The organism is Bosea sp. NBC_00550 (assembly GCF_026020075.1).
Lineage (GTDB): Bacteria > Pseudomonadota > Alphaproteobacteria > Rhizobiales > Beijerinckiaceae > Allobosea.
In genome coordinates, this window is sequence record NZ_CP102772.1 from 2,897,179 (window position 1) to 2,919,016 (window position 21,838).

Sequence of the window (21,838 nt, forward strand, 5' to 3'; positions counted from 1 at the left end):
CGGGAACAAGAGAGGCGCCGGAAAGCGAAGGATCGCGTCGCCACTGCCTCAGGTGATCGCGTCCTTGAGATCGAGCGTCCCCGCCTTGCCGATCGCCTCGTAATTGCGTTTGAGCCAGCGCTTCGCCGCCGCGCGCCCCAAGTCGCGCAGCCTGAGCAGGAAGGACCATTCGGCGTTCATCCGCGACGAGGAGCTCAGCTCCGCCAGCGGCGGGCCGCCGTCGATCCGGTGCATCAGCACGCGCTTGTATTCGTCGCGTGGCAGCTTGCCGGCATCGACCAGCCGGTTGACGAAATCGATCGCGCGCAGCTCGCGCAGTGTCGAGGCGTTGAAGGTGATCTCGTTCAGGCGATCCTGGATCTCGCGGGCCTTGGTCGGCAGTTCCTTGCGCTGGACCGGGTTGATCTGCACCAGCAGGATGTCGTCGCAATGCGCCTTGTAGAACAGCGGGAACAGGGCGGGATTGCCCATATAGCCGCCGTCCCAATAGGCCTCGCCATGGATTTCCACCGCCTGGAACACCATCGGCAGGCAGGCCGAGGCCATCACATGGTCCGCGGTCAGGTCCCCGCCTTCGAACACGGCGATCTTGCCGGTCCGGACATTGGTGGCGGCGATGAAGAGCTTCACCGCATCGTGGGACCGCACCTTCTCGAAATCGATCAGGTCGGAGATGACGCCGCGCAGCGGGTTGATGTTCAGCGGGTTGACGTCATAGGGGCTGGCGACCTTCGAGAACATCTCCAGGAAGAGCAGGCCGGGCGGCGTGCCGTTGCTGCCCCAGGCGCCCAGCATGGTGTCGAGCAGCGAGCGCTCGGAGCCGCCATACTTGCCGTCGACGCTGATCGCCCGCCAGAACGCCTCCAGCTTGGCCCGCGCGCCATCGGCGCCGCCGTCGACCCAGCCCTCGGCCAGCACGACGGCATTCATCGCGCCGGCGCTCGTGCCGGTGAGCGCCTCGATGCCGAGCCGCCCATCCTCCAGGATGACGTCGAGCACGCCCCAGGTGAAGGCGCCATGCGCGCCCCCGCCCTGCAGCGCCAGCGAGATCGTCTTCTCCGCCTTCGGCCCGGCCAGCCCCTTGACCAGCTCGGGCTTGCGGGACGGGCGCCCGCTCATGCGGCGGTCCAGCCGCCATCCATCGGCAGCGTCGCCCCGGTGATCGACTTGGCAGAGTCGGTGCAGAGGAAGACGGCGAGCGCCGCGACCTGCTCGACCGTGACGAACTCCTTGGTCGGCTGGGCGTCGAGCAGCACGTCGTTGATGACCTGTTCCTTGGTCAGGCCGCGCGCCTTCATCGTGTCCGGGATCTGCTTCTCGACCAGCGGCGTCCAGACATAGCCCGGCGCGATGGCATTGACGGTGATGCCCTTGGTCGCGACCTCGAGCGCCACGGTCTTGGTCAGCCCGGCAATGCCGTGCTTGGCGGCGACATAGGCCGATTTGAACGGCGAGGCGACGAAGGCATGCGCCGAAGCGGTGTTGATAATCCGGCCCCAGCCCTTTTCCTTCATCTTCGGCAGGGCGGCGCGGATCGTGTGAAACGCCGAGGACAGGTTGATCGCGATGATCTGGTCCCATTTCTCGATCGGGAACTCGTCGATCGGCGAGACGTACTGGATGCCGGCATTGTTGATCAGGATGTCCATGCCGCCGAAGGCCTTCTCGCCCTCGGCGATGAAACCGGCGATCTCGGTGGGCTTCGTCATATCGGCTGGCGAAAACACCACCTTGACTCCGAATTCCTGCTCCAGATCGGTGCGCAGCTTCTCGGCATCTGCGGCTGGCATAATTCCGTTAATGACGAGGTTGGCGCCCTCCTTGGCGAGTGCGCGGGCATAGGCGAGCCCGATGCCGGAAGTCGAGCCGGTGATGGCGGCAGTGCGATCTTTAAGGAACATGAGCGTCAAGGCTCCTGACAATCGGGGAGAAAATGCTTAGGTTCGTGTTCGAACAAGGCAATGCAACGATTGGATATCATCGCACGTTGCCCGAGGACTCTTCGCAGCGCAACATGACGAAAATGCAGCCAGAAGCCCATGACCACCACGATCATGTGCACCACACGCATGACGGACCATGCCGCCACGCCGAGGACCATCGCCGCCATGCGGCCGAGGCCCTGGCGCGGGCGGAGCGCATCTGCCGCGAGCGCGGCCTGCGCCTGACTCCCATCCGGCGGCAGGCGCTGGAAGCTCTCCACGCCGACCATCGCCCGGTCGGAGCCTATGATCTCGCCGACCGGATTTCGCCGGCGGGCGGGCGGCGGCTTGCGCCGATCTCGATCTATCGCGCGCTCGATTTCCTGGTCGAGCAGGGCTTCGTCCACCGGCTCTCTTCGAAGAATGCCTATGTCGCCTGCCTGCACGGCCATGGCGCGCATGAGGTCGTCGCCTTCCTGATCTGCGAGGTCTGCGGCGGTGTCGACGAGGATTCTTCGCCCGCGATGAAGAAAGCGGTGGCGGCCATCGCCGAAACCCGGCAATTCTCCCCGTCGCACCAGATGGTCGAGATCGTCGGCCGCTGCGAACATTGCCGCAACGCCGGTTCGTGATAGAGCAGCCCTCATGAATGAGCGCGCCTTTTCCTATCTGACGCCGGAACGCGCCGGGCCGCTCGCCCGTCAGCTGACCGTACCGGTCAAGGTCGGCAACGTCACCGTCGGCGGCGGCGCGCCGATCGTCGTGCAGTCGATGACGAATACGGACACCGCCGACATCAGCGCCACGGTGGCGCAGGTCGCGGCGCTCGCCCGGCAGGGCTCGGAGCTGGTGCGCATCACGGTCGACCGCGACGAGGCCGCAGCCGCCGTGCCGAAGATCCGCGAGCGGCTGGACCGCGTCGGCATCGACGTGCCGCTGGTCGGGGACTTCCACTATATCGGCCACAAGCTGCTGGCCGATCATCCGGCCTGCGCCGAGGCGCTGGCGAAGTACCGGATCAACCCCGGCAATGTCGGCTTCAAGGACAAGAAGGACAAGCAGTTCTCGCAGATCATCGAGATGGCAATCAGGCACCGCAAGCCTGTCCGCATCGGCGCCAACTGGGGCTCGCTCGACCAGGAACTGCTGACCGCGCTGATGGACGAGAATGCGGTGAGCGCGCGCCCGCTCGACGCCCGCGCCATCATGCGCGAGGCCATGGTGCAATCGGCCCTGCTCTCGGCCGAGCGCGCCGAGGAACTCGGCCTCGCCCGCGAATACATCATCCTTTCGGCCAAGGTCTCGGGCGTGCAGGACCTGATCACGGTCTACCGCATGCTCGCGAGCCGGGCGAACTACGCCATCCATCTCGGGCTCACCGAGGCCGGCATGGGCTCGAAGGGCATCGTCGCCTCCTCCGCCGCGCTCGGCATCCTCCTGCAGGAAGGCATCGGCGACACGATCCGCTATTCGCTGACGCCGGAACCGGGCGGAGACCGCACGCTTGAGGTCAGGACGGCGCAGGAACTGCTCCAGACCATGGGCTTCCGCGCCTTCGTGCCGCTCGTCGCCGCCTGCCCCGGCTGCGGCCGCACGACCTCGACCGTGTTCCAGGAGCTGGCGCGCGACATCCAGGACTGGATCTCCACCTCGATGCCCGAATGGAAGACGCGCTATCCCGGCGTCGAGAACCTCAACGTCGCGGTGATGGGCTGCATCGTCAACGGACCCGGCGAGTCCAAGCATGCCGATATCGGCATCTCGCTGCCGGGCACAGGCGAGGCGCCGACCGCCCCTGTCTTCGTCGACGGCAAGAAGGTCACGACCCTGCGCGGCACTGGAATCGCGGACGAGTTCAAGACGATGGTTGCGAGCTATGTCGAGCGGCGCTTCGGCGCTGGTCTCGGCGCGGCTGGCTGACCCTGCCTTTGCGTGCCCCTCGCATTATGCTAGAGGCCCCGGCCTTTCGCTGCACCGCAGCACGCGCGGAGATCCCTTATGGGGCATGAGAAGCCGAATCCTGCGACCGTCCGGCCGGAGGATTCCCGTTTCGGGCTCGACGATGGCCACGGCCATGCCGGCGGGCACGGTCACGGCAAATCGGGCTATACCGCGCTTGCGCTCGGTGCGCTCGGCGTCGTCTATGGCGACATCGGCACGAGCCCGCTCTACGCCCTGCGCGAAACACTGCTCGCGGCGACCGGCGGCGCGGAGAACGTCGTCATTCCGCCCACGGTCGTCATCGGCGTCCTCTCGCTGATCCTGTGGTCGCTCGTCATTGTGGTGACGCTGAAATACGTCGTGCTGCTGATGCGGGCCGACAATAACGGCGAGGGCGGCATCCTGACCCTCGTCGCGCTCGCCCAGCGCAGCCTCGGCCGGGCGCGCAGCCACATGGCCCTGCTGCTCGGCATGATCGGCGCGGGCCTGTTCTACGGCGACACCGTCATTACCCCGGCGATCTCGGTGCTTTCGGCGATCGAGGGCGTCAAGCTGATCACGCCGGCGCTCAACGACTACATCCTTTGGATCGCCTCGGTGATCCTGATCGGCCTCTTCGTGGTCCAGAGCCACGGCACCCAGCGCGTCGCGACCTTCTTCGGCCCGATCATGCTGGTCTGGTTCCTGACGCTGGCCGGGCTCGGCATCTATCACATCGCCGACGACCTCAGCGTGTTCCGCTCGATCAACCCCTATTACGCGCTGCTGTTCTTCCGCGACCACGCCGGCGTGGCGCTGGCCGTCCTCGGCTCGGTCTGTCTGGCGGTGACGGGCGCCGAGGCGCTTTACGCCGATATGGGCCATTTCGGGCGCGGCCCGATCCGCGGCGCCTGGCTCTATATCGTCTTCCCGGCATTGTGGCTGAACTATCTCGGCCAGGGCGCGCTCATCCTCTCCGACCCCAGCGCCATCGACAATCCGTTCTACCGGCTCGCTCCGGAGGGCCTGCTGCTGCCCTTCGTCGTGATGGCGACGGTGGCGACCATCATCGCCAGCCAGTCCGTCATCACCGGCGCCTTCTCGCTGACGCGACAGGCGATCCAGCTCGGCCTGCTGCCGCGCATGGAGATCCGCCACACCTCTGAGCAAACCTCGGGCCAGATCTATGTGCCCCGCGTCAACCTGCTGCTGCTCGTCGTCGTTCTGATCCTGGTCTGGTCGTTCCGGACATCGTCGAGCCTGTCGCACGCCTATGGCATCTCGGTCTTCGGCACGATGGTGGTCTCTTCCCTGCTCGCCGCCATCGTCATCCGCCGCCACTGGGGCTGGAGCCTGCCGGCCACCGCCGCGCTCATCCTGCCCTTCCTGCTGGTCGACGTATCTTTCTTCTCGGCCAACATGCTGAAGCTCTTCCACGGCGGCTACGTGCCGGTGCTGCTCGCCATGGGGCTGACGCTGGTGATGTGGACCTGGATGCGCGGCACCAAGATCCTCTTCGACAAGACCCGCAAGACCGACGTGCCGCTGCTCGAGCTCGTCACCATGCTGTCGAAGAGCCCGCCCGCCCGGGTGAAGGGCATGGCCGTCTTCCTGACCAGCGACCCGGAGACCGCCCCGGCCTCGCTGCTGCACAACCTCAAGCACAACAAGGTGCTGCACGAGCGCAACGTCGTGCTGACCGTGCGCTCGGCCGACACGCCGCGCGTCCTCGAGGAGGAGCGCGTGCGCCTCGCCCGCATCACCGACGACTTCTGGCGGGTCGACATGGTCTACGGCTACATGGAGAGCCCGAACGTGCCCAAGGGGCTGGCGATGCTGCGCAAGCAGGGCTTCAAGTTCGACATCATGTCGACCTCGTTCTTCCTGTCGCGCCGCTCGATCAAGCCCTCTCCCCAGTCGGGAATGCCGATCTGGCAGGACAATCTCTTCATCGGCCTGACCAAGAGCGCGACCGACGCGACGAACTTTTTCCAGATCCCGACCGGCCGCGTCGTCGAGGTCGGCACGCAGGTCACGGTCTGAGCAAACGCGGCTGTCATTCCGGAGCAAGCGCGCAGCGCTTGAGCCCGGAACCCAGAACCGGCGGAGCTTGTTCGGAAGAGCTCCCCGAGCCCGTAAGCTCATGCGATATCAGACGTCGGTTCTGGGTCCCGGGCTCGGCCCTTGCAGGCCGCCCCGGAAAGACAGCGCGATTCCTGTCGAGCCCTACAGTCTCTAGTCCAGCCGCGCCGAGGCCGCCTCTTCCGGCACATGCCGCACCCGCTCGCGATAGAGCAGGTAGAGCCCGGAGGCGATGACGATGCCGGCGCCGGCGAAGGTCCAGCCGTCCGGCAGCTGGCCGAAGACGAACCAGCCGAGCAGCACCATCCAGACGATCTGCGAGTAGATGAAAGGCGCGAGCACGGTCGCCGGCGCCAGCCTGTGCGCGAGGATCAGGAGCCAGTGGCCGAAGCCGCCGAGCACGCCGACAAGGATCATCAGAAGCCAGGGCAGCAGGCCCTGCGGCGTCTCCCAGATCCAGGGCAGCAGCGGGATGGTGGCGAGCGTTCCGGCGGCGCCGGAATAGATCATCGTCGTTTCCGATGAATCATGGCCCGAGAGCATGCGCGTCGACAGCGCGTAGAAGGCGAAGCAGAAGCAGCCGAGCACGCTGAGCAGCGCCGCCGGATGCATGCCGCCGATGCCCGGCCGCGTCACCACCAGCACGCCGATGAAGCCGACGGCGATCGCCGCCAGCCGGCGCGGTCCCGGCCATTCCCCGAGCAGCGGCCCGGAGACCAGCGCCACCAGCAGCGGCGCCGCGAACATGATCGAGATCGTCTCGGCGAGCTGGAGATAGCGCAGCGCCACGAAATTGAGCGCCGTCGAGCCGAGCAGCAGCAGCGAGCGCCCCCATTGCAGCCAGGGACGCTTCGTCCGCAGCACGCCCGGATGCGACCACGGATTGATGAGCGCGAGCACCAGGATCATGCTGCCGGCATAGCGCGCGAACACCACCTGCAGCGGGTTCATCGACTGCCCCAGCCATTTCGCGCTCGCATCGAGCATCGAGAACAGCAGGACGGCGACGCCCATCAGGCCGATGGCCATGAGGCGCGCTCGCCCCGCGTCGGACGGAGCCTGGGATGGCAGGGGCACGTGGTTTCGCCATGCTCTGGAGGAATGACGAAGCCAGATTGAACCGATTTAGAGGCCTCCGCCAGCTCAGGAGCGCATGCGCTCCATGCGCAGATCAGGCGTCGCTATCGGCCTCGTCGAGATCGGTGTCGGGATCGTCATGATCGGCGCCGGCCCGGGAAAGGCCCTTGGCGGCCTTGCGCAGCAGCTTGCGCAACTGCTTGCGTTCCTTGCCGTCGAGCTTGTCGAGAAGCTCTTCCTCGACGTCGTTCCAGACCGCGTCGAGTTCCGCGGCGGTCTTCTGCCCGGTTTCCGTCAAGGCGACCTGGACCAGCCGGCCGTCGCGATTGCCGCCCTCGCGCGTCACGAGGCCCTGGAGCGAGAGGCGCCCGATCGTCTTCGACACCGTCGGCGGCTTCACGCGCAGCAGCGAGGCAAGCTCGCCCATCGTCATCGGCGCCGGCTGCAGGGCTTTCAGCGCCTGCTCCTGCCCGGGGAACAGTCCGAGCCCGTTCAGCCGCTCGCCCATCCGCGATCGATGCAGACGCGCGGTGACGAGCAGGGCACGGCCAACGCTTTTCTCGAGTGCCTTGGTCATGGGTCGATCCTTCGGGCCGATCCTTGGACGGATAAGGAGACGCTTCGCCGGCTGCGTATTCGCGCGCGAACATGACAGACGGATGACAATGCAATGTCAGAGCTAAAAGACTGTGAGTTTCGCGGCGACTTTTTGCAGGAAAGCGTCCCGGCTCTCGGGCGTCGAGAGATTCATGTCATAATGCGCCAGATAGGTCGTGCGGGCCAGCGGGTGACAGACCGCACGCAGCGCGCGGCAGACCGCCTTGCGCGGCGGATCGCCCATCAGCAAGGCGCGCCAGCGTGAGCCGCCATAGCTCGTGACGGCCGCAAGCCGGCGGATATTGTGTAGCGCCGGCTGCGCTTTCCCATCGGCCATCCTGAACGAGACTCCCGGCAGGAAGACCCTGTCGAGGAAACCCTTCAGGATCGCCGGATAGCCGAAGTTCCAGACGGGGAAGCACAGCACCAGCGCTTCGGCGGCCCGCACGCGTTCAACATAGCCGGCAACCGGCAATGTGTTGCTGGCGATGTCGTGATAGCCGCGCCGCTCCTCCCGGCTCAGCACCGGGTCGAAGCTCTCGGCATAGAGATCGCAATCATCGACCTCGTGCCCGGCCTGCCTCAGTGTTGCGACCACCGTCTCGTGGGCCGCGGCACCGAAGCTCTCGGGAACGGGATGGGCATAGAGGACGAGCACGCGCATTGCTGAGGCTCCGAGTGCGGGCTGTTTTTGACGGAACCACAACGTCATCCCGGACAAGCCGCGTCTGCGGCGCCGATCCGGGATCCATCATAGAGTTCCGGTGTCCTTCGATGAGTCCCGGGTCAAGCCCGGGATGACCGAGCGGCCCGTTCGCAAGCGTTCTAGCCGACTCCGGCCTCAGTGAGACTGCGGAACAGGAAGGTCTTGCCCGAGCGATAATCGTAGCTCGGGTCCTCCCAGGCGATCATCTTGCCGGGGTTGAGCAGGCCCTGCGGATCGGCCTCGCGCTTGAAGGCGAGCTGCGTCTCGTCGGTCTGCTTCATGCCGCCTTCCTCCAGCGTGTACCGATGCGGGTTGAAGATCGGCGCGCCCATCTCCTCATGAACGGCGATGATCTCCTCCAGCCGCTCTTCCGTGGTGAAGCGCACCAGCGGCAGGCCGAAGCAGGTGATCTTGCCGTCGAAGCGCACGAATTCGAGATGGGCGACCACCTCGTCGCCGAAGCGGGCATGGATCTTGTCGACGAGGTCGATCTGGTTCGGGAAGGGATAGAGCACCTGCAGATAGGTGATCGCGGGGTCGACACGCAGCGCCCGCAGCGTCGTGTGGTTCCAGCCGAGCTCGTAAGCCGGCGGCAGGCCCTTGGCATCTTCGGGCGACAGCTTGTCGGTGCGCAACAGCAGCTCCGCGCCCTTAAAGCGCCGAGCATAGGCGCAGAGCGCATCCACCGCGAAATCGGCGGCCATGACGATGACGAGATGGCTGTCGCGCGGCAGGAACTTGCGATGCCGCAGGAAATAGTCGTGCGGCGCGGGCGCGGCGACGACGCAGAGGTTCTTGAGCGCGAGCCCGTCCTGCTCGCCCACCGCATTGGCGAATTCGGTGGCGGCGCGCAGGCTGTCGAAACCGACGATGACGTCGACCCAGTCATAGGCCGGGCCGAGCGGCATCTCGACCTCGGTGATGATGCCGTTGGTGCCATAGGCATGGGCGACCTTGTGCAGATCCTCGCCGGAGAATTCGAGGATGCGAGGGCTTGCCTCCATCGTCGCGACCTTGAGCCGGATGATGTTGCCCCAGTCGCGCAGGCCACCCCATTTGATCGAACCGACGCCGCCCGAGCCGCCGGCGATGAAGCCGCCGATCGAGGCGGTCTGGTAGGTCGAGGGATGCAGGCGCAGTTCCTGGCGCGAGTGGGCACGCGTCTCGTCATCGATCCGCGCCATGATCGCGCCGGGCTCGGCGACATAGCGGCCGGCACCGATTTCCCTGACCTTGTTGAAGCCGGAGAGGTCGAGCAGCACGCCGCCCGACAGCGGCATCGCCTGCCCGTAATTGCCGGTGCCCGTACCACGCGGCGTGAGGGGGATACCGAGCTCGTGGCAGGCGGCGAGCACTTGCACGACCTCTGCCTCGCTCACCGGCGAGACCACGATATCGGCGACGATATGGTCGAGCTGGCGCTTCAGCACCGGCGAGTACCAGAAGAAGTCGCGGCTCTTCTGCTTCACCAGCGCCGGGTTCTCCTCGGTGCGGATGCCACCGAGGCGGGTCTTCAGCGTGGCGATGTCGTAACGTCCGGTCATGATGCTCTGCCCATCAGATGGTCGAGTTCGCGGTAATCCGGCAAGGTCCGGTCGATCGGTCGTCCGGCGACCAGCACCGTGCGATCGGCCTGCGGCCGGGAGAAGAGTTCCGTCCAGTCGCGCGCCCGCGTCAGGATGAGATCGGCCGGCGCTCCCACCGCGATGACGCCGGCGCCACGCAGGCCCATCGCTTCCGCCGGTGTGCGCGCCACGGCCGCAGCCCAGTCCGGGCCAGAATGATCGAGCTGGAGGATGCGCGTGCCCTCGCGCAGCACCTCGACGAGGTCGAGATCGCCATAGGCATAGAACGGGTCGCGCGTGTTGTCGGATGCGATCATCACCGGCACACCGGCCGCCTTCAGCTCATGTAGGGCGGTGACGCCACGCCAGCGCGGTGTGCGGCCCACCCCCCTGTCCTGCAGATACATGTTGCAGAGCGGCAGCGAGACCACGGCGATGCCGGCCTCGCGAACCTTGGCGATGATCCGCGCCTCGTCCTCCGGCGCCTGCAAAGCGAGCGAGCAGCAATGCCCGCACAGGATCTTGCCTGAAAAGCGATGGCGCAGCGCCGCATCCGCGATGTGCTCCAGCGAGCGGGCCGCGGGATCGTTGGTCTCGTCGACATGAAAGTCGAGATCGAAGCCGTTCTCGATCGCCGCCTGAAAGAGGATGTCGAGCGCCCGGTCGAGCTCCGGGATCATGTAGGTGACGCAGCCGAGGATGCCGTCGCCATGCGCCTTCACCGCCGCGATCACCGCCGCCATATGCGCCGGATCGAGCGCCGCATCGGCCCCGAACAGCGGCGAGGCCTGCAGCGCGATACGCCCGGCCCATTCCGCCCTGATCTCGGCATAGGCAGGCCAGGAGATGCCGATCTGCTTGCCGACGGAATCGATATGGGTCCGCATCGCCGCCGTGCCATGCGCGAAGGCGGTGCGTAGCGAGAAATCCATCCGCGCCCGCACATCCTCGGCGGACCAGTTCGCCTCGCGGTCGGCTGCGACCGTCGTCAGCGCACCCGGAAAGGTGCCATCCCGATTGGGGCTGCGCGGCCAGATATGGCCCTTGTCGAGATGAACGTGACAATCGACCAGCCGCGGCAGAACGATCCCGCCGTCGAGATCGACGGCCGGCATCGCCCCCGCAGCCACCATGCCGGCCGGCTCGATCCTTTCGGTCCGGCCCTCGGCAATGACGAGATCGATGCGCGCCAGCCCGTTGCGGTCAGCCGCAACCTCGCCGCCCTCGATCAGGCAGGCAGGAGCGCGGAGCTCGGCAAGGCGGAAGGCCGGGGCATCGGGCATGCGGGCGAAACCGGTCGTCACGTTGTCCCTGCCCCTTCCAGCCTCGCGTCTTGGTTCGTCGATACCGGGCGGCCCGTAGCCCCGCAAGCCGCGACGGACGCCCCTCCCCTGCCACATGGCACCCGTGGCCATGTCGCCATCGCATTCGGGCTTGTCCGGGCCGGCCGGATCGCGCATGAGGGCGGCGTCACCCATAAGGACGAGGTCGGACCATGACCGGTGAAGCCCGCATCATCGACGGCAAGGCCGCCGCCGCCGCGCTCAGGGCCGAGATCGCCCGCGAGGTCGCCGTGATCAAGGCTGCGCGTGGGCTCGTGCCGGGGCTGCATGTCGTGCTCGTCGGCGAGGACCCTGCGAGCAAGGTCTATGTCGCCTCCAAGGAGAAGCTGGCGGTCGAGATCGGCATGAACTCGGTCGCCCATCGGCTGCCGGCCGAGACGACCGAAGCCGAGCTTCTCGCCAAGCTCGCCGAACTGAATGCCGACGACAATGTCGACGGCATCCTGGTCCAGCTCCCCCTGCCGAGGCATATCGACACCGGCCGCATCATCGACGCGATCGATCCGGCCAAGGATGTCGACGGGCTGCACCCGATCAATGCCGGTCTGCTTGCCGGCGGCAAGAACGGGCTCGTGCCCTGCACGCCGCTCGGCAGCATGCTGCTGCTGAAGCAGGCGCTGCCTTCGCTGTCCGGGCTGGATGCGGTCGTCATCGGGCGCTCGGAACTGGTCGGCCGGCCGGTTGCGCAATTGCTGCTTCAGGCCGACTGTACCGTCACCATCGCCCATTCGCGCACGCGCGACTTAGCCGCCGTGGTCCGGCGCGCCGATGTCGTCATCGCGGCGGTCGGCCGCCCGCGCATGGTCAAGGGAGACTGGATCAAGCCCGGCGCCACCGTCATCGATGTCGGCATCAACCGCCTGCCCGACGGCAAGCTCATCGGCGATGTGGATTTTGCCGAGGCCGTGAAAGTGGCCGGCGCGATCACGCCCGTGCCGGGCGGCGTCGGCCCGATGACCATCGCCTGCCTGCTCCGCAATACGCTGACGGCGTTCAAGGCGCGGCGGGGGTGAAATCAACCGCGCGATCGGACGAGAAGGTCTTCGATCGCAGCGCGCAGGGGCGGCAGATCCTCCGCCACCACGGCCCAGACGATATCGGGGTCGACGCGCCAATATTCGTGTCGGATCAGGTTGCCGATGGCCCGAACGTCAGCCCAAGCGATCTCGGGCCTTGAGGCGAGCAGATCATCGGGGAGATGGCGAACCGCTTCCGAGATGATCTCCAGCAACCGTTCGATGCCGCGCTGCGCAAATCCAGCCTTGGCAAAGCTCGCGCGATCATGGCTTGAAGCGGCGTCCTCGATCATCCCGATAGCATCGAGAATGTCTTCCAGGACGACATCGACGCGTCTTGCCATCAGAAGACCCGGACGGCCTCGCTCTCGATCTGGTCCCGCAGCTTCGGATGCAGGCTCGATCGTGTCGTCAGGTCGATCGCGACGCCGAGCTCTTCCGTCAGGTAGCGCTGCATCCCCGCGAGATCGAGCAGCGAGAACTTCCGGCCGGGCTCGACATCGATGAAAATATCGATGTCGCTGTTCTCTCTCGCCTCGTCGCGAGCGGTCGATCCATAGACAAAGGCCGCCTGTGCGCCACGATCGCGCAAGACCTTGGCACGGCAGATCAACTCGGCGGTAGCTTCGTCACGGGTCATGACGCCGATCCTATATCAGATCGGCAATGAACCAAAGGACCGGAGGCTACTCCCCCAGCCGAGATGATCAGCCCTGAGCCGACCATCTCGGAAACCAGAATTCTCTCGTCACGAGATTCTCGGGTCGAAGCCAAGCTTCGCCCGAGAATGACGCAGACGGTGGATCACATGTGGATCTGGCGCTTCTCCACCGCCATCGCCGCTTCCTTCACCGCCTCGGCGAGCGTCGGATGTGCGTGGCAGGTGCGGGCGAGGTCTTCGGCCGAGCCGCCGAACTCCATCAGCACGGTCACCTCGGCGATCAGGTCCCCGGCATGCGGGCCGATGATGTGGCAGCCGAGCACGCGGTCGGTCTTGGCATCGGCCAGCACCTTCACGAAACCGTCGGTATGGCGGATGGCGCGGGCGCGGCCATTGGCCGTGAAGGGGAACTTGCCGATCTTGTATTCGACGCCGGCCGTCTTGAGCTCTTCCTCGGTCTTGCCGATCGCGGCGACTTCCGGCGCGGTGTAGACGATGCCCGGAATGGCGTCGTAGTTCACATGGCCCGCCTTGCCGGCGATGATCTCGGCCACCGCGACGCCCTCGTCCTCGGCCTTGTGCGCCAGCATCGGCCCGCGCACCACATCGCCGATGGCATAGATGCCGGCGACATTGGTCTTGAAATGGTCGTCGATGACGACGCGGCCCTTCTCGGTGGCGACGCCGGCCTTGTCGAGGCCGAGGCCGTCCGTATTCGGGCGGCGGCCGATCGCGACCAGCACGATATCGGCATTGAGCGTCTTGGCCTCGCCCCCGGCGGCGGGCTCGACGGTAACGGTCGCGCCGCCCTTCTTGGCCGTCTCGACCTTGGTGACCTTGGACCCCAGCTGGAAGGTGAAGCCCTGCTTCTCCAGGATGCGCTGGAACTGCTTGGCGATCTCGCCATCCATGCCGGGCAGGATGCGATCGAGATATTCGACGACGGTGACCTTGGCGCCGAGACGGGCCCAGACCGAGCCGATCTCGAGGCCGATCACGCCGGCGCCGACCACGACGAGCTCCTTCGGGACAGTGCCGATCTCGAGAGCGCCGGTCGAGGTCACCACGGTCTTCTCGTCGATCTCGACGCCCGGCAGCGGCGCGGATTCGGAGCCCGTCGCGATGACGATGTTCTTGGTCTCGATCTCCTGCGTCTTGCCGTCCTCGGCGGTGACGATCACCTTGCCGGCGGCCGGGATCGCGGCCGTGCCGTGGAAGGCGTCGATCTTGTTCTTCTTGAGCAGGAATCCGACGCCGTTGACGTTGGCGTCGATCGTCTCCTGCTTGTGCGCCATCATGGCCTTGAGATCGAGCTTCGGCTTGCCGACGACGATGCCGAGCTTCTCGAAGGTGTGGCCGGCTTCCTCGAACATCTCGGAGGCATGCAGCAGCGCCTTGGAGGGAATGCAGCCGACGTTCAGGCAGGTGCCGCCATGCGTCTTGCGCTTCTCGACGACGGCGACCTTCAGCCCGAGCTGGGCGGCCCGGATGGCGCAGACATAGCCCCCGGGGCCGGTTCCGATAACGACGAGATCGTAGGCCATGACGCCCTTCCGTTGATGGTTTCGAGGCCGCGGACGACGCCGCGGCGGATGGCGGTCGGCATACATCGGTTCTGCGGCAAGCGCTACGTCATTCATGCGTTGACGGCATGCCGCGGCGCTTGCCGCGACTCAGACAGCGGCGCTTACTGCCGGATCACAAGAAAAGGATGAAACGCCATTCGCTGAACATTGCAGATCAGCCCGCTGGAGGGGCACGCCGTCATGTGGAATCAGGTCTATGATCCATTCGGCAACAGCGTCCTGTCGACGCTCGCAGCCGCGCTACCCGTCGTCGTTCTGCTCGGTCTCATCGCATCCAACGCCGTCAAGGCGCACATAGCCGCCGTCATCGCGCTCATCGTCGCCAATCTGGTCGCGATCTTCATCTTCACCATGCCGGCCGGGATGTCGCTGCGCGCGACGCTGCTAGGCGCCGTCACTGGTTTCTTCCCGATCGGCTGGATCGTCCTCAACGTCATCTTCCTCTACCGGCTGACGGTCGAGAAAGGTGCCTTCAAGACCTTGCAGACCACGATCGGCGGCGTCACCGACGACCGCCGCATCCAGCTCCTGCTGATCGCCTTCGCCTTCGGGGCCTTCTTCGAGGGCGCTTCCGGCTTCGGCACGCCGGTCGCCGTCACCGGCGCCATCCTGATCGGCCTCGGCTTCTCGCCGCTGGCGGCATCGGGCCTCTCGCTCATCGCGAACACCGCCCCCGTGGCCTATGGCGCACTCGGCACGCCGATCCAGGGCCTCAGCCAGGTCACCGGCATCGACCCCTTCCTGCTCGGCGCCATGGTCGGGCGTCAGCTGCCCTTCTTCTCGGTGCTGGTTCCCTTCTGGCTGATCTGCGTCTTCGCCGGCTGGCGCGGGATGCTGCAGATCTGGCCGGCGATCCTCGTCACCGGCGTGTCCTTCGCCGTGCCGCAATTCCTGATCTCGAACTTCATCAATCCCTGGATCGTCGATATCGGCGCCTCGCTGATCTCGATGGCTTGCCTGATCGGCTTCCTGCAGGTCTGGAAGCCGAAGGAGATCTGGACCTCGCCGACGCTGCGCGGCCACGACATCTCCGACGACGGCAGCCTCGTCCAGCCCACCGCCAGGGCCAAGCCGAGCTCATCGCAGGTCTGGGTGGCGCTGACGCCCTGGATCATCGTCTGCATCATCCTGCTGGTATGGGGCACGGGCTGGTTCAAGAGCGCGGTCAATCCCTGGGCGACCTGGAACTATGCGATTCCCGACCTCCACAACCAGATCAAGAAGGTCGCGCCCGTCGCCGCCAGGCCGACCCCGGAAGGCGCCATCTTCTCCTTCACATGGCTGTCCTATACCGGCAGCGGCATGCTGATCGCGGCGGTCATCTCCGGTTTTGCGCTGGGTTTCGGCCCAGGCAAGATGCTCTCGATCTACGGCAAGACGATCAGGCTCTGCGCCTATTCGCTGGTCACCATCGCCGCGATGCTGGCGATCGGCACGCTGACGCGGCTTTCGGGCATCGATGCCACGCTCGGCCTCGCCTTCGCCGGCACCGGCGTGCTGTATCCCTTCTTCGGCACGCTGCTCGGCTGGCTGGGCGTCGCACTCACGGGCTCGGACACGGCGTCGAACGTGCTCTTCGGCAATCTGCAGAAGGTCACCTCCGAACAGCTCGGCCTCTCGCCGATCCTGATGGGCGCGGCGAACTCCTCGGGTGGCGTCATGGGCAAGATGATCGATGCCCAGTCGATCGTCGTCGCCTCCACCGCGACGGGCTGGTTCGGCCATGAAGGCACGATCCTGCGCTTCGTGTTCTGGCACTCGATCGTGCTGGCGAGCCTGGTCGGCGGCTTCGTGATGCTGCAGGCCTATGTCCATCCCTTCTCGGCGATGGTGGTGGTGCAGCCCTGATCTGGAGCATCTTCGAGCGAAGTGGATACCGTTTCGCGTGAAGGCAATCGATAAAACAAGAGGCCGGAGCATGTCCGCGATGCAGAGAACGCGAACATGCTCCAGGATGAGTCCGCCGGGGCGGATCGGACCGGCGCGCCGATGCGTCACATCAGCAGTCGCCAGAGCATCATCGCGAGGCCGGCGACCGAGGCCAGCCAGACGACGGTGCGGACCACCGGGATGCCGGTGGCATAGAGGATGACATAGACGAACCGCGCGGCGAGATAGAGCCACGCCCCGGTCGCCGCGATGCCGCCGGCCTTGCCCGTGACGGTCAGCGCAAGCGCGAGTGCCACAAAGGCCGGATAGGTTTCGAGCAGGTTGTCGAGCGCGCGCTTCAGCCGCTGCGCGACGATGCTCTGCGGTTCGCGCCGCTCGTCGCGCGGGCTGAACAGATAGGTCGGCCCGAGATCGGCGGACGTTCCCGCCTGCAGGACGACCTGCACGAGCAGGAGCAGGACGCTCCAGCCGAGAACGGTGATTTCGGTCGTCATGGGAAGTGCGGTCATGGTCCCCTCCAGCCCGGATAGGCGGGGAGCATGACAGCTTGTCGAGTTCAGGCCAATCCGATCACGGGCGCGGCGGCGAAGGCGCGATCACAGCGGCGCGTTGAACGCCCAGACATGGCCGAAGGGGTCGCGCAGCCTGCCATAGCGGGCGCCCCAGAACACGTCGCTCGCCGGCATGAAGATTTCGGCGCCGGCAGCCTCGGCCCTGGCCAGCGCGGCATCGACATCGGCCGGCGCCGGCAGGTTGATGCTGATCGCGACGCCAGTGCCCTTGAGGCTCGTCGGCGCCATGACATGGCCGCCGAACTCCGGGAATTCGTCATGCAGCATGATCTCGCTGCCGAACAAGGCGAGGTTGGCGTGCATCACGCGCTCGCCATCCTCGGCTGGCTGCATCAAGGTGCACTGCGCGCCGAAGGCCTTCTCATAGAAGGCGATCGCCGCCTTGCCGCCCCTGACGCAGAGATGCGGCTGCAGCGGCGGAACATTCGGTGGAAAAGCCATGGCTCATCTCCTCCTGCCCCGCCGTCGCGGGTCTGGCTGTCCTCAGAGATCGAGGACGAGGCGCGCCGGGTCCTCCAGGCCTTCCTTGACGCGGACGAGGAAGGTCACGGCCTCCTTGCCGTCGATGATGCGGTGGTCGTAGCTGACCGCGAGATACATCATCGGCCGGATCTCGATCTTGCCGCCGACCACGACCGGGCGCTCCTGGATCTTGTGCATCCCCAGGATCGCCGATTGCGGCGCGTTCAGGATCGGGGTCGACATCAGCGAGCCGTAGACGCCGCCATTCGAGATCGTGAAGGTGCCGCCCTGCATCTCCTCGATCGAGAGCTTGCCGTCGCGGGCCTTCTTCCCGAACTCGCCGATCTTCTTCTCGACACCGGCGATGGAGAGATCGTCGGCATCGCGAACCACCGGCACGACGAGGCCCTTCTCGGTGCCGACGGCGACGCCGATATGGTAGTAGTTCTTGTAGATGATGTCGGTGCCGTCGATCTCGGCATTGACCGCCGGGATCTCCTTCAGCGCCTGGACGCAGGCCTTCACGAAGAAACCCATGAAGCCGAGCTTCACGCCGTGCTTCTTCTCGAAAACGTCCTTGTACTGGTTGCGCAGCGCCATGACGTTGGTCATGTCGACCTCGTTGAAGGTCGTCAGCATGGCAGCGTTGGACTGCGCCTCCTTCAGGCGGCGCGCGATGGTCTGGCGCAGCTTCGTCATCTTGACGCGCTCTTCGCGCGAGGCGTCGTCCGGCGCCGAGGGAGCGCGGACCTGCACGGGCGCGGGCGCGGCGGCCGGAGCGGCAGCGCCGCCGGTCGCGATCGCGGCCAGCATGTCGCCCTTGGTGACGCGGCCGTCCTTGCCCGAGGCCGGGACGGAGGCCGGGTTGACGCCGCTCTCGGCGGCGAGACGCGACACGGCCGGGCCGGAATCGGCAGCCTTGGTCGCCGGCTTCACCTGCGGCTCGCCGGCGATGGCGGCGGTCTTCTTCTCGGCATCGGCGACCGTGTTGGAACCGGCCTTGCCGGCCGCCTGGGCGACGGCGGCGTCGTCCTTCTTCGGCGCGGCGGCAGCAGCGGCACCGCCTTCGGCGATCGTGCCGAGCAGGGCGCTGACGCCGACCGTCTCGCCTTCCTTGGCGACGATCTCGCCGAGCACGCCGGCGGCCGGGGCGTTGACCTCCAGCGTCACCTTGTCGGTTTCCAGCTCGACGAGAGGCTCGTCGGCCTTCACCGCCTCGCCCGGCTTCTTGAACCACTTGCCGATCGTGGCCTCGGAAACGGATTCGCCGAGGGTAGGTACGCGGATTTCGGTCGCCATGTCAGGCCTCTGTTGTCTCGTTCTCTGGCGGTCGGTTCGGCATCGGCTCGGGAACGCGGATCGGTCCCCGGAAACACCGGTGCGGCATGAAAGCCCGGCGGCGCCCGAAGGGCGCTGCCGGGAGAATAATCAGCCCGCGAAGGCCTCGTCGAGGAAGGCGTTGAGCTGCGCGACGTGCTTCGACATCAGGCCGGTCGCGGTCGCGGCCGAAGCCGGACGGCCGACATAGCGCGGCCGCTTCGACTTCGAGCCGGCATGGCCCAGCACCCATTCGAGATAGGGCTCGACGAAGGTCCAGGAGCCCATGTTCTTGGGTTCCTCCTGGCACCAGACCACGTCGGCACCCTTGAAGCGCGCCAGCTCCTGCGCCAGCGTCTTCAGCGGGAACGGATAGAGCTGTTCCACGCGCATCAGGTAGACGTCGTCGAGGCCGCGCTTCTCGCGCTCCTCAAGCAGGTCGAAATAGACCTTGCCCGAGCAGAGCACGACCCGGCGGATCTTCGAGTCCTTGACCAGCTTGGTCGACGACCGGCCGCGCTCGGCATCATCAGCCAGCACGCGGTGGAAGGTCGATCCCTCGGCCAGCTCGCTGAGCTCGGAGACGCAGCGCTTGTGGCGCAGCAGCGACTTCGGCGTCATCAGGATGAGCGGCTTGCGGAAGTCGCGCTTCAGCTGCCGGCGCAGGATGTGGAAGTAGCTCGCCGGAGTCGAGCAGTTCGCGACCTGCATGTTGTCCTCGGCGCACATCTGCAGGAAGCGCTCGAGGCGCGCGGAGGAGTGCTCGGGACCCTGACCCTCATAGCCATGCGGCAGCAGGCAGACGAGGCCGGACATGCGCAGCCACTTGCGCTCGCCCGAGGAGATGAACTGGTCGAACACGACCTGCGCGCCATTGGCGAAGTCGCCGAACTGCGCCTCCCACATCGTCAGCGCGTTCGGCTCCGACAGCGTATAGCCGTACTCGAAGCCGAGCACCGCCTCTTCCGAGAGCATCGAGTTGATGACCTCGTAGCGGGCCTGGTCCTCGCGGATATGGTTCAGCGAGGTGTGGCGCGCCTCGGTCTCCTGGTCGATCAGCACCGAATGGCGCTGCGAGAAGGTGCCGCGCTCGCAATCCTGGCCGGAGAGGCGGACCGGGTTGCCGTCGAGCAGCAGCGAGCCGAAGGCCAGCGCCTCGGCGGTCGCCCAGTCGATGCCCTCGCCCGCCTCCACCGCCTTCTTGCGGTTGTCGAGGAAGCGCTGGATCGTGCGGTGCGCGTTGAAGCCGGCAGGCACCGCAGTGATCTTCTCGGTGATCTCCTTGAGCACGGCTGCCTCGACGCCGGTGGCGCCGCGGCGCGGATCGTCCTCGTCCGCGCGGATCGCCTTCATGCCGGCCCAGCGGCCGTCGAGCCAGTCGGCCTTGTTCGGCTTGAAGGACTGGCCGGCGTCGAACTCGACCTCGAGCTTGCTCTTCCAGCCGGCGCGGATCTCGTCGATCTCGCCGGCGTTGAGCACGCCCTCGGCCTCGAGCTTGGCGGCGTAGAGCTCCAGCGTCGTCTTGTGGCCGCGGATCTTGCGGTACATCAGCGGCTGGGTGAAGCCCGGCTCGTCGCCCTCGTTATGGCCGAAGCGGCGATAGCAGAACATGTCGATCACGACCGGCTTGTGGAACTTCTGCCGGAACTCGATCGCGACCTTGGCAGCGAAGACGACCGCTTCCGGATCGTCGCCGTTCACGTGGAAGACGGGAGCCTCGACCATCTTCGCCACGTCGGACGGATAGGGCGAGGAGCGCGAATAGCGCGGATAGGTGGTGAAGCCGATCTGGTTGTTGATGATGAAGTGCAGCGAGCCGCCGGTGCGGTGGCCCTTGAGGCCCGACAGGCCCAGGCACTCCGCCACGACGCCCTGGCCGGCGAAAGCCGCGTCGCCATGGATCAGCAGCGGCAGCACTTTGGAACGCTCGACGATGTCGCCGAACTGGTCCTGCTTGGCGCGGACCTTGCCGAGCACGACGGGGTCGACGATCTCGAGATGCGACGGGTTGGCGGTCAGCGAGACGTGCACGTTGTTGCCGTCGAACTCGCGGTCGCTGGAGGCACCGAGATGGTACTTCACGTCGCCCGAGCCCTCGACGTCATCCGGCGCGAAGGAGCCGCCCTTGAACTCGTGGAACAGCGCGCGGTGCGGCTTGCCGAGCACCTGCGTCAGCACGTTGAGGCGGCCGCGATGGGCCATGCCGAAGACGATGTCGCGCACGCCGAGCGCGCCGCCGCGCTTGATGATCTGCTCCAGCGCCGGAACCAGCGACTCGCCGCCATCGAGGCCGAAGCGCTTGGTGCCGGTGAACTTCAGGTCGAGGAACTTCTCGAAGCCTTCGGTTTCGACCAGCTTGTTGACGATCGCGCGCTTGCCCTCGCGGGTGAAGGCGATCTCCTTGTCCGGCCCCTCGATGCGCTCCTGCAGCCAGGCCTTCTGCTCGGGGTCGGAGATGTGCATGAACTCGATGCCGACCGTGCCGCAATAAGTCCGCTGCAGGATCGCGACCATCTCGCGGACGGTCGCGAACTCCATGCCGAGCACGTTGTCGATGAAGATCTTGCGGTCGAGATCGGCCTCGCCGAAGCCGAAGGCGGCCGGCGACAGCTCTTCCGTATCGTCGCGGCTCTCGATGCCCAGCGGGTCGAGCTTGGCATGCAGGTGGCCGCGCATGCGGAAGGCGCGGATCAGCATGATCGCGCGCACCGAGTCGCGCGTCGCCTGCTGCACGTCGGCGGCCGAGATCGTGGTGCCCGCGGCCTTAGCCTTGGCGCCCAGCTTGTCGGAAATCACCTTCTCGACCACGGCCCAATTGCCGTCGAGCGCCGAGATCAGTTCGCTATTGGCGGTGACCGGCCAGTTCGGCTTCTTCCAGGACGCGCCCTTGGCATTCTCCAGCACGACCTGCTTGTCGTCCTGCAGCGCGCCGAAGAAGCTCTGCCACTGCTCGTCGACCGACTTCGGGTCGGCCTCGTAGCGGGCATAGAGATCCTCGATATAGGCCGCGTTGCCGCCATAGAGGAAACCGGTCTGCGCGAGAGCCTCGTTGATGTCCTGGCGAGCCATGATGCTCCTGCCTTCCTTCGCCGCTTGCGTCACGTCCGAACCCTTGCCCGGAC

At 66.3% G+C, this 21,838-nt stretch carries 19 protein-coding genes; 5 read left to right on the top strand and 14 right to left on the bottom strand.

Annotation, left to right across the window (positions count from 1 at the left end):
- Positions 1 to 48 precede the first annotated feature (48 nt).
- Both NWE53_RS13935 and NWE53_RS13940 read right to left on the bottom strand, forming a co-directional pair.
- Positions 49 to 1,119, bottom strand: coding sequence for a patatin-like phospholipase family protein (locus NWE53_RS13935; RefSeq protein WP_265049983.1), 1,071 nt, complete (start codon positions 1,117 to 1,119; stop codon positions 49 to 51).
- On the bottom strand, positions 1,116 to 1,901 hold the full coding sequence (locus NWE53_RS13940) for a 3-hydroxybutyrate dehydrogenase (protein ID WP_265049984.1): 786 nt from the start codon (positions 1,899 to 1,901) through the stop codon (positions 1,116 to 1,118). The genes NWE53_RS13935 and NWE53_RS13940 overlap by 4 nt, the downstream gene beginning before the upstream one ends.
- 113 nt (positions 1,902 to 2,014) lie before the next feature.
- On the opposite strand from NWE53_RS13940, the gene NWE53_RS13945 reads away from it, so the two are divergent.
- From NWE53_RS13945 to NWE53_RS13955, 3 genes are all read left to right on the top strand, one after another.
- Positions 2,015 to 2,554 (top strand): Fur family transcriptional regulator, encoded by a 540-nt coding sequence (locus NWE53_RS13945; RefSeq protein ID WP_265049985.1) that lies wholly within the window; start codon positions 2,015 to 2,017, stop codon positions 2,552 to 2,554.
- Between the two features lie 13 nt (positions 2,555 to 2,567).
- A complete protein-coding gene (ispG, locus tag NWE53_RS13950; protein WP_265049986.1) occupies positions 2,568 to 3,842 on the top strand; it encodes a flavodoxin-dependent (E)-4-hydroxy-3-methylbut-2-enyl-diphosphate synthase in 1,275 nt (424 codons plus the stop codon).
- A 78-nt stretch (positions 3,843 to 3,920) separates the two neighbouring features.
- Positions 3,921 to 5,885, top strand: a complete 1,965-nt coding sequence (locus NWE53_RS13955) for a potassium transporter Kup (RefSeq protein WP_265049987.1) — start codon at positions 3,921 to 3,923, stop codon at positions 5,883 to 5,885.
- Positions 5,886 to 6,077: 192 nt separating this feature from the next.
- On the opposite strand, the gene NWE53_RS13960 is transcribed toward NWE53_RS13955, so the two are convergent.
- The 5 genes from NWE53_RS13960 to NWE53_RS13980 form a co-directional block, all read right to left on the bottom strand.
- Complete coding sequence (locus NWE53_RS13960; RefSeq protein ID WP_265049988.1) at positions 6,078 to 6,953, bottom strand: DMT family transporter; 876 nt, start codon at positions 6,951 to 6,953, stop codon at positions 6,078 to 6,080.
- Between the two features lie 142 nt (positions 6,954 to 7,095).
- Positions 7,096 to 7,578 (bottom strand): MarR family winged helix-turn-helix transcriptional regulator, encoded by a 483-nt coding sequence (locus NWE53_RS13965; RefSeq protein ID WP_265049989.1) that lies wholly within the window; start codon positions 7,576 to 7,578, stop codon positions 7,096 to 7,098.
- A 102-nt stretch (positions 7,579 to 7,680) separates the two neighbouring features.
- Entirely contained in the window at positions 7,681 to 8,262 is a 582-nt protein-coding gene (locus tag NWE53_RS13970; protein ID WP_265049990.1) for an NAD(P)H-dependent oxidoreductase, read from the bottom strand.
- 161 nt (positions 8,263 to 8,423) lie between these two features.
- Positions 8,424 to 9,848, bottom strand: coding sequence for an FAD-binding oxidoreductase (locus NWE53_RS13975; protein WP_265049991.1), 1,425 nt, complete (start codon positions 9,846 to 9,848; stop codon positions 8,424 to 8,426).
- A complete protein-coding gene (locus NWE53_RS13980; RefSeq protein ID WP_265049992.1) occupies positions 9,845 to 11,173 on the bottom strand; it encodes a cytosine deaminase in 1,329 nt (442 codons plus the stop codon). The genes NWE53_RS13975 and NWE53_RS13980 overlap by 4 nt, the downstream gene beginning before the upstream one ends.
- 191 nt (positions 11,174 to 11,364) lie before the next feature.
- On the opposite strand from NWE53_RS13980, the gene folD reads away from it, so the two are divergent.
- Positions 11,365 to 12,225 carry a bifunctional methylenetetrahydrofolate dehydrogenase/methenyltetrahydrofolate cyclohydrolase FolD gene (gene folD / locus NWE53_RS13985; protein WP_265049993.1) on the top strand — a complete coding sequence of 287 codons (861 nt, stop codon included), beginning with the start codon at positions 11,365 to 11,367 and terminating at the stop codon, positions 12,223 to 12,225.
- A 2-nt stretch (positions 12,226 to 12,227) separates the two neighbouring features.
- Here the strand turns inward: folD and NWE53_RS13990 are convergent, their stop codons facing one another.
- The 3 genes from NWE53_RS13990 to lpdA all read right to left on the bottom strand — a co-directional run bounded on the left by NWE53_RS13990 (position 12,228) and on the right by lpdA (position 14,433).
- Entirely contained in the window at positions 12,228 to 12,572 is a 345-nt protein-coding gene (locus NWE53_RS13990) for a HepT-like ribonuclease domain-containing protein (RefSeq protein ID WP_265049994.1), read from the bottom strand.
- On the bottom strand, positions 12,572 to 12,868 hold the full coding sequence (locus NWE53_RS13995; RefSeq protein WP_265049995.1) for a nucleotidyltransferase family protein: 297 nt from the start codon (positions 12,866 to 12,868) through the stop codon (positions 12,572 to 12,574). The genes NWE53_RS13990 and NWE53_RS13995 overlap by 1 nt, the downstream gene beginning before the upstream one ends.
- Before the next feature lie 164 nt (positions 12,869 to 13,032).
- Positions 13,033 to 14,433: a dihydrolipoyl dehydrogenase gene (gene lpdA, locus NWE53_RS14000; RefSeq protein ID WP_265049996.1), complete on the bottom strand. Its 1,401-nt coding sequence runs from the start codon at positions 14,431 to 14,433 to the stop codon at positions 13,033 to 13,035.
- Positions 14,434 to 14,655: 222 nt separating this feature from the next.
- Here lpdA and NWE53_RS14005 point away from each other — a divergent pair, with 222 nt between their 5' ends.
- The gene (locus NWE53_RS14005; protein WP_265049997.1) at positions 14,656 to 16,323 is read left to right on the top strand and encodes an L-lactate permease; all 1,668 of its coding nucleotides are present in this window, start codon (positions 14,656 to 14,658) and stop codon (positions 16,321 to 16,323) included.
- A gap of 146 nt (positions 16,324 to 16,469) precedes the next feature.
- Here NWE53_RS14005 and NWE53_RS14010 read toward each other — a convergent pair whose 3' ends face one another.
- From NWE53_RS14010 to NWE53_RS14025, 4 genes are all read right to left on the bottom strand, one after another.
- A complete protein-coding gene (locus tag NWE53_RS14010; protein WP_265049998.1) occupies positions 16,470 to 16,874 on the bottom strand; it encodes an MAPEG family protein in 405 nt (134 codons plus the stop codon).
- An 87-nt stretch (positions 16,875 to 16,961) separates the two neighbouring features.
- Positions 16,962 to 17,378, bottom strand: coding sequence for a VOC family protein (locus tag NWE53_RS14015; RefSeq protein WP_265049999.1), 417 nt, complete (start codon positions 17,376 to 17,378; stop codon positions 16,962 to 16,964).
- A gap of 42 nt (positions 17,379 to 17,420) precedes the next feature.
- Positions 17,421 to 18,698, bottom strand: coding sequence for a 2-oxoglutarate dehydrogenase complex dihydrolipoyllysine-residue succinyltransferase (odhB, locus tag NWE53_RS14020; protein WP_265050000.1), 1,278 nt, complete (start codon positions 18,696 to 18,698; stop codon positions 17,421 to 17,423).
- Positions 18,699 to 18,827: 129 nt separating this feature from the next.
- Positions 18,828 to 21,785 (bottom strand): 2-oxoglutarate dehydrogenase E1 component, encoded by a 2,958-nt coding sequence (locus tag NWE53_RS14025; protein ID WP_265050001.1) that lies wholly within the window; start codon positions 21,783 to 21,785, stop codon positions 18,828 to 18,830.
- Positions 21,786 to 21,838 lie beyond the last annotated feature (53 nt).

Bases quoted from the DNA above. Each gene is read 5' to 3' on its own strand.
- NWE53_RS13935 (WP_265049983.1), bottom strand. From the start codon at position 1,119: ATGAGCGGGCGCCCGTCCCGCAAGCCCGAGCTGGTCAAGGGGCTGGCC.
- NWE53_RS14010 (WP_265049998.1), bottom strand. From the start codon at position 16,874: ATGACCGCACTTCCCATGACGACCGAAATCACCGTTCTCGGCTGGAGC.
- NWE53_RS14015 (WP_265049999.1), bottom strand. From the start codon at position 17,378: ATGGCTTTTCCACCGAATGTTCCGCCGCTGCAGCCGCATCTCTGCGTC.
- NWE53_RS13960 (WP_265049988.1), bottom strand. From the start codon at position 6,953: ATGGCCATCGGCCTGATGGGCGTCGCCGTCCTGCTGTTCTCGATGCTC.
- NWE53_RS13955 (WP_265049987.1), top strand. From the start codon at position 3,921: ATGGGGCATGAGAAGCCGAATCCTGCGACCGTCCGGCCGGAGGATTCC.
- odhB (WP_265050000.1), bottom strand. From the start codon at position 18,698: ATGGCGACCGAAATCCGCGTACCTACCCTCGGCGAATCCGTTTCCGAG.
- NWE53_RS14005 (WP_265049997.1), top strand. From the start codon at position 14,656: ATGTGGAATCAGGTCTATGATCCATTCGGCAACAGCGTCCTGTCGACG.
- NWE53_RS13965 (WP_265049989.1), bottom strand. From the start codon at position 7,578: ATGACCAAGGCACTCGAGAAAAGCGTTGGCCGTGCCCTGCTCGTCACC.
- NWE53_RS13990 (WP_265049994.1), bottom strand. From the start codon at position 12,572: ATGGCAAGACGCGTCGATGTCGTCCTGGAAGACATTCTCGATGCTATC.
- NWE53_RS13940 (WP_265049984.1), bottom strand. From the start codon at position 1,901: ATGTTCCTTAAAGATCGCACTGCCGCCATCACCGGCTCGACTTCCGGC.
- lpdA (WP_265049996.1), bottom strand. From the start codon at position 14,433: ATGGCCTACGATCTCGTCGTTATCGGAACCGGCCCCGGGGGCTATGTC.
- NWE53_RS13975 (WP_265049991.1), bottom strand. From the start codon at position 9,848: ATGACCGGACGTTACGACATCGCCACGCTGAAGACCCGCCTCGGTGGC.
- NWE53_RS13970 (WP_265049990.1), bottom strand. From the start codon at position 8,262: ATGCGCGTGCTCGTCCTCTATGCCCATCCCGTTCCCGAGAGCTTCGGT.
- NWE53_RS13995 (WP_265049995.1), bottom strand. From the start codon at position 12,868: ATGACCCGTGACGAAGCTACCGCCGAGTTGATCTGCCGTGCCAAGGTC.
- NWE53_RS14025 (WP_265050001.1), bottom strand. From the start codon at position 21,785: ATGGCTCGCCAGGACATCAACGAGGCTCTCGCGCAGACCGGTTTCCTC.
- NWE53_RS13945 (WP_265049985.1), top strand. From the start codon at position 2,015: ATGACGAAAATGCAGCCAGAAGCCCATGACCACCACGATCATGTGCAC.
- folD (WP_265049993.1), top strand. From the start codon at position 11,365: ATGACCGGTGAAGCCCGCATCATCGACGGCAAGGCCGCCGCCGCCGCG.
- ispG (WP_265049986.1), top strand. From the start codon at position 2,568: ATGAATGAGCGCGCCTTTTCCTATCTGACGCCGGAACGCGCCGGGCCG.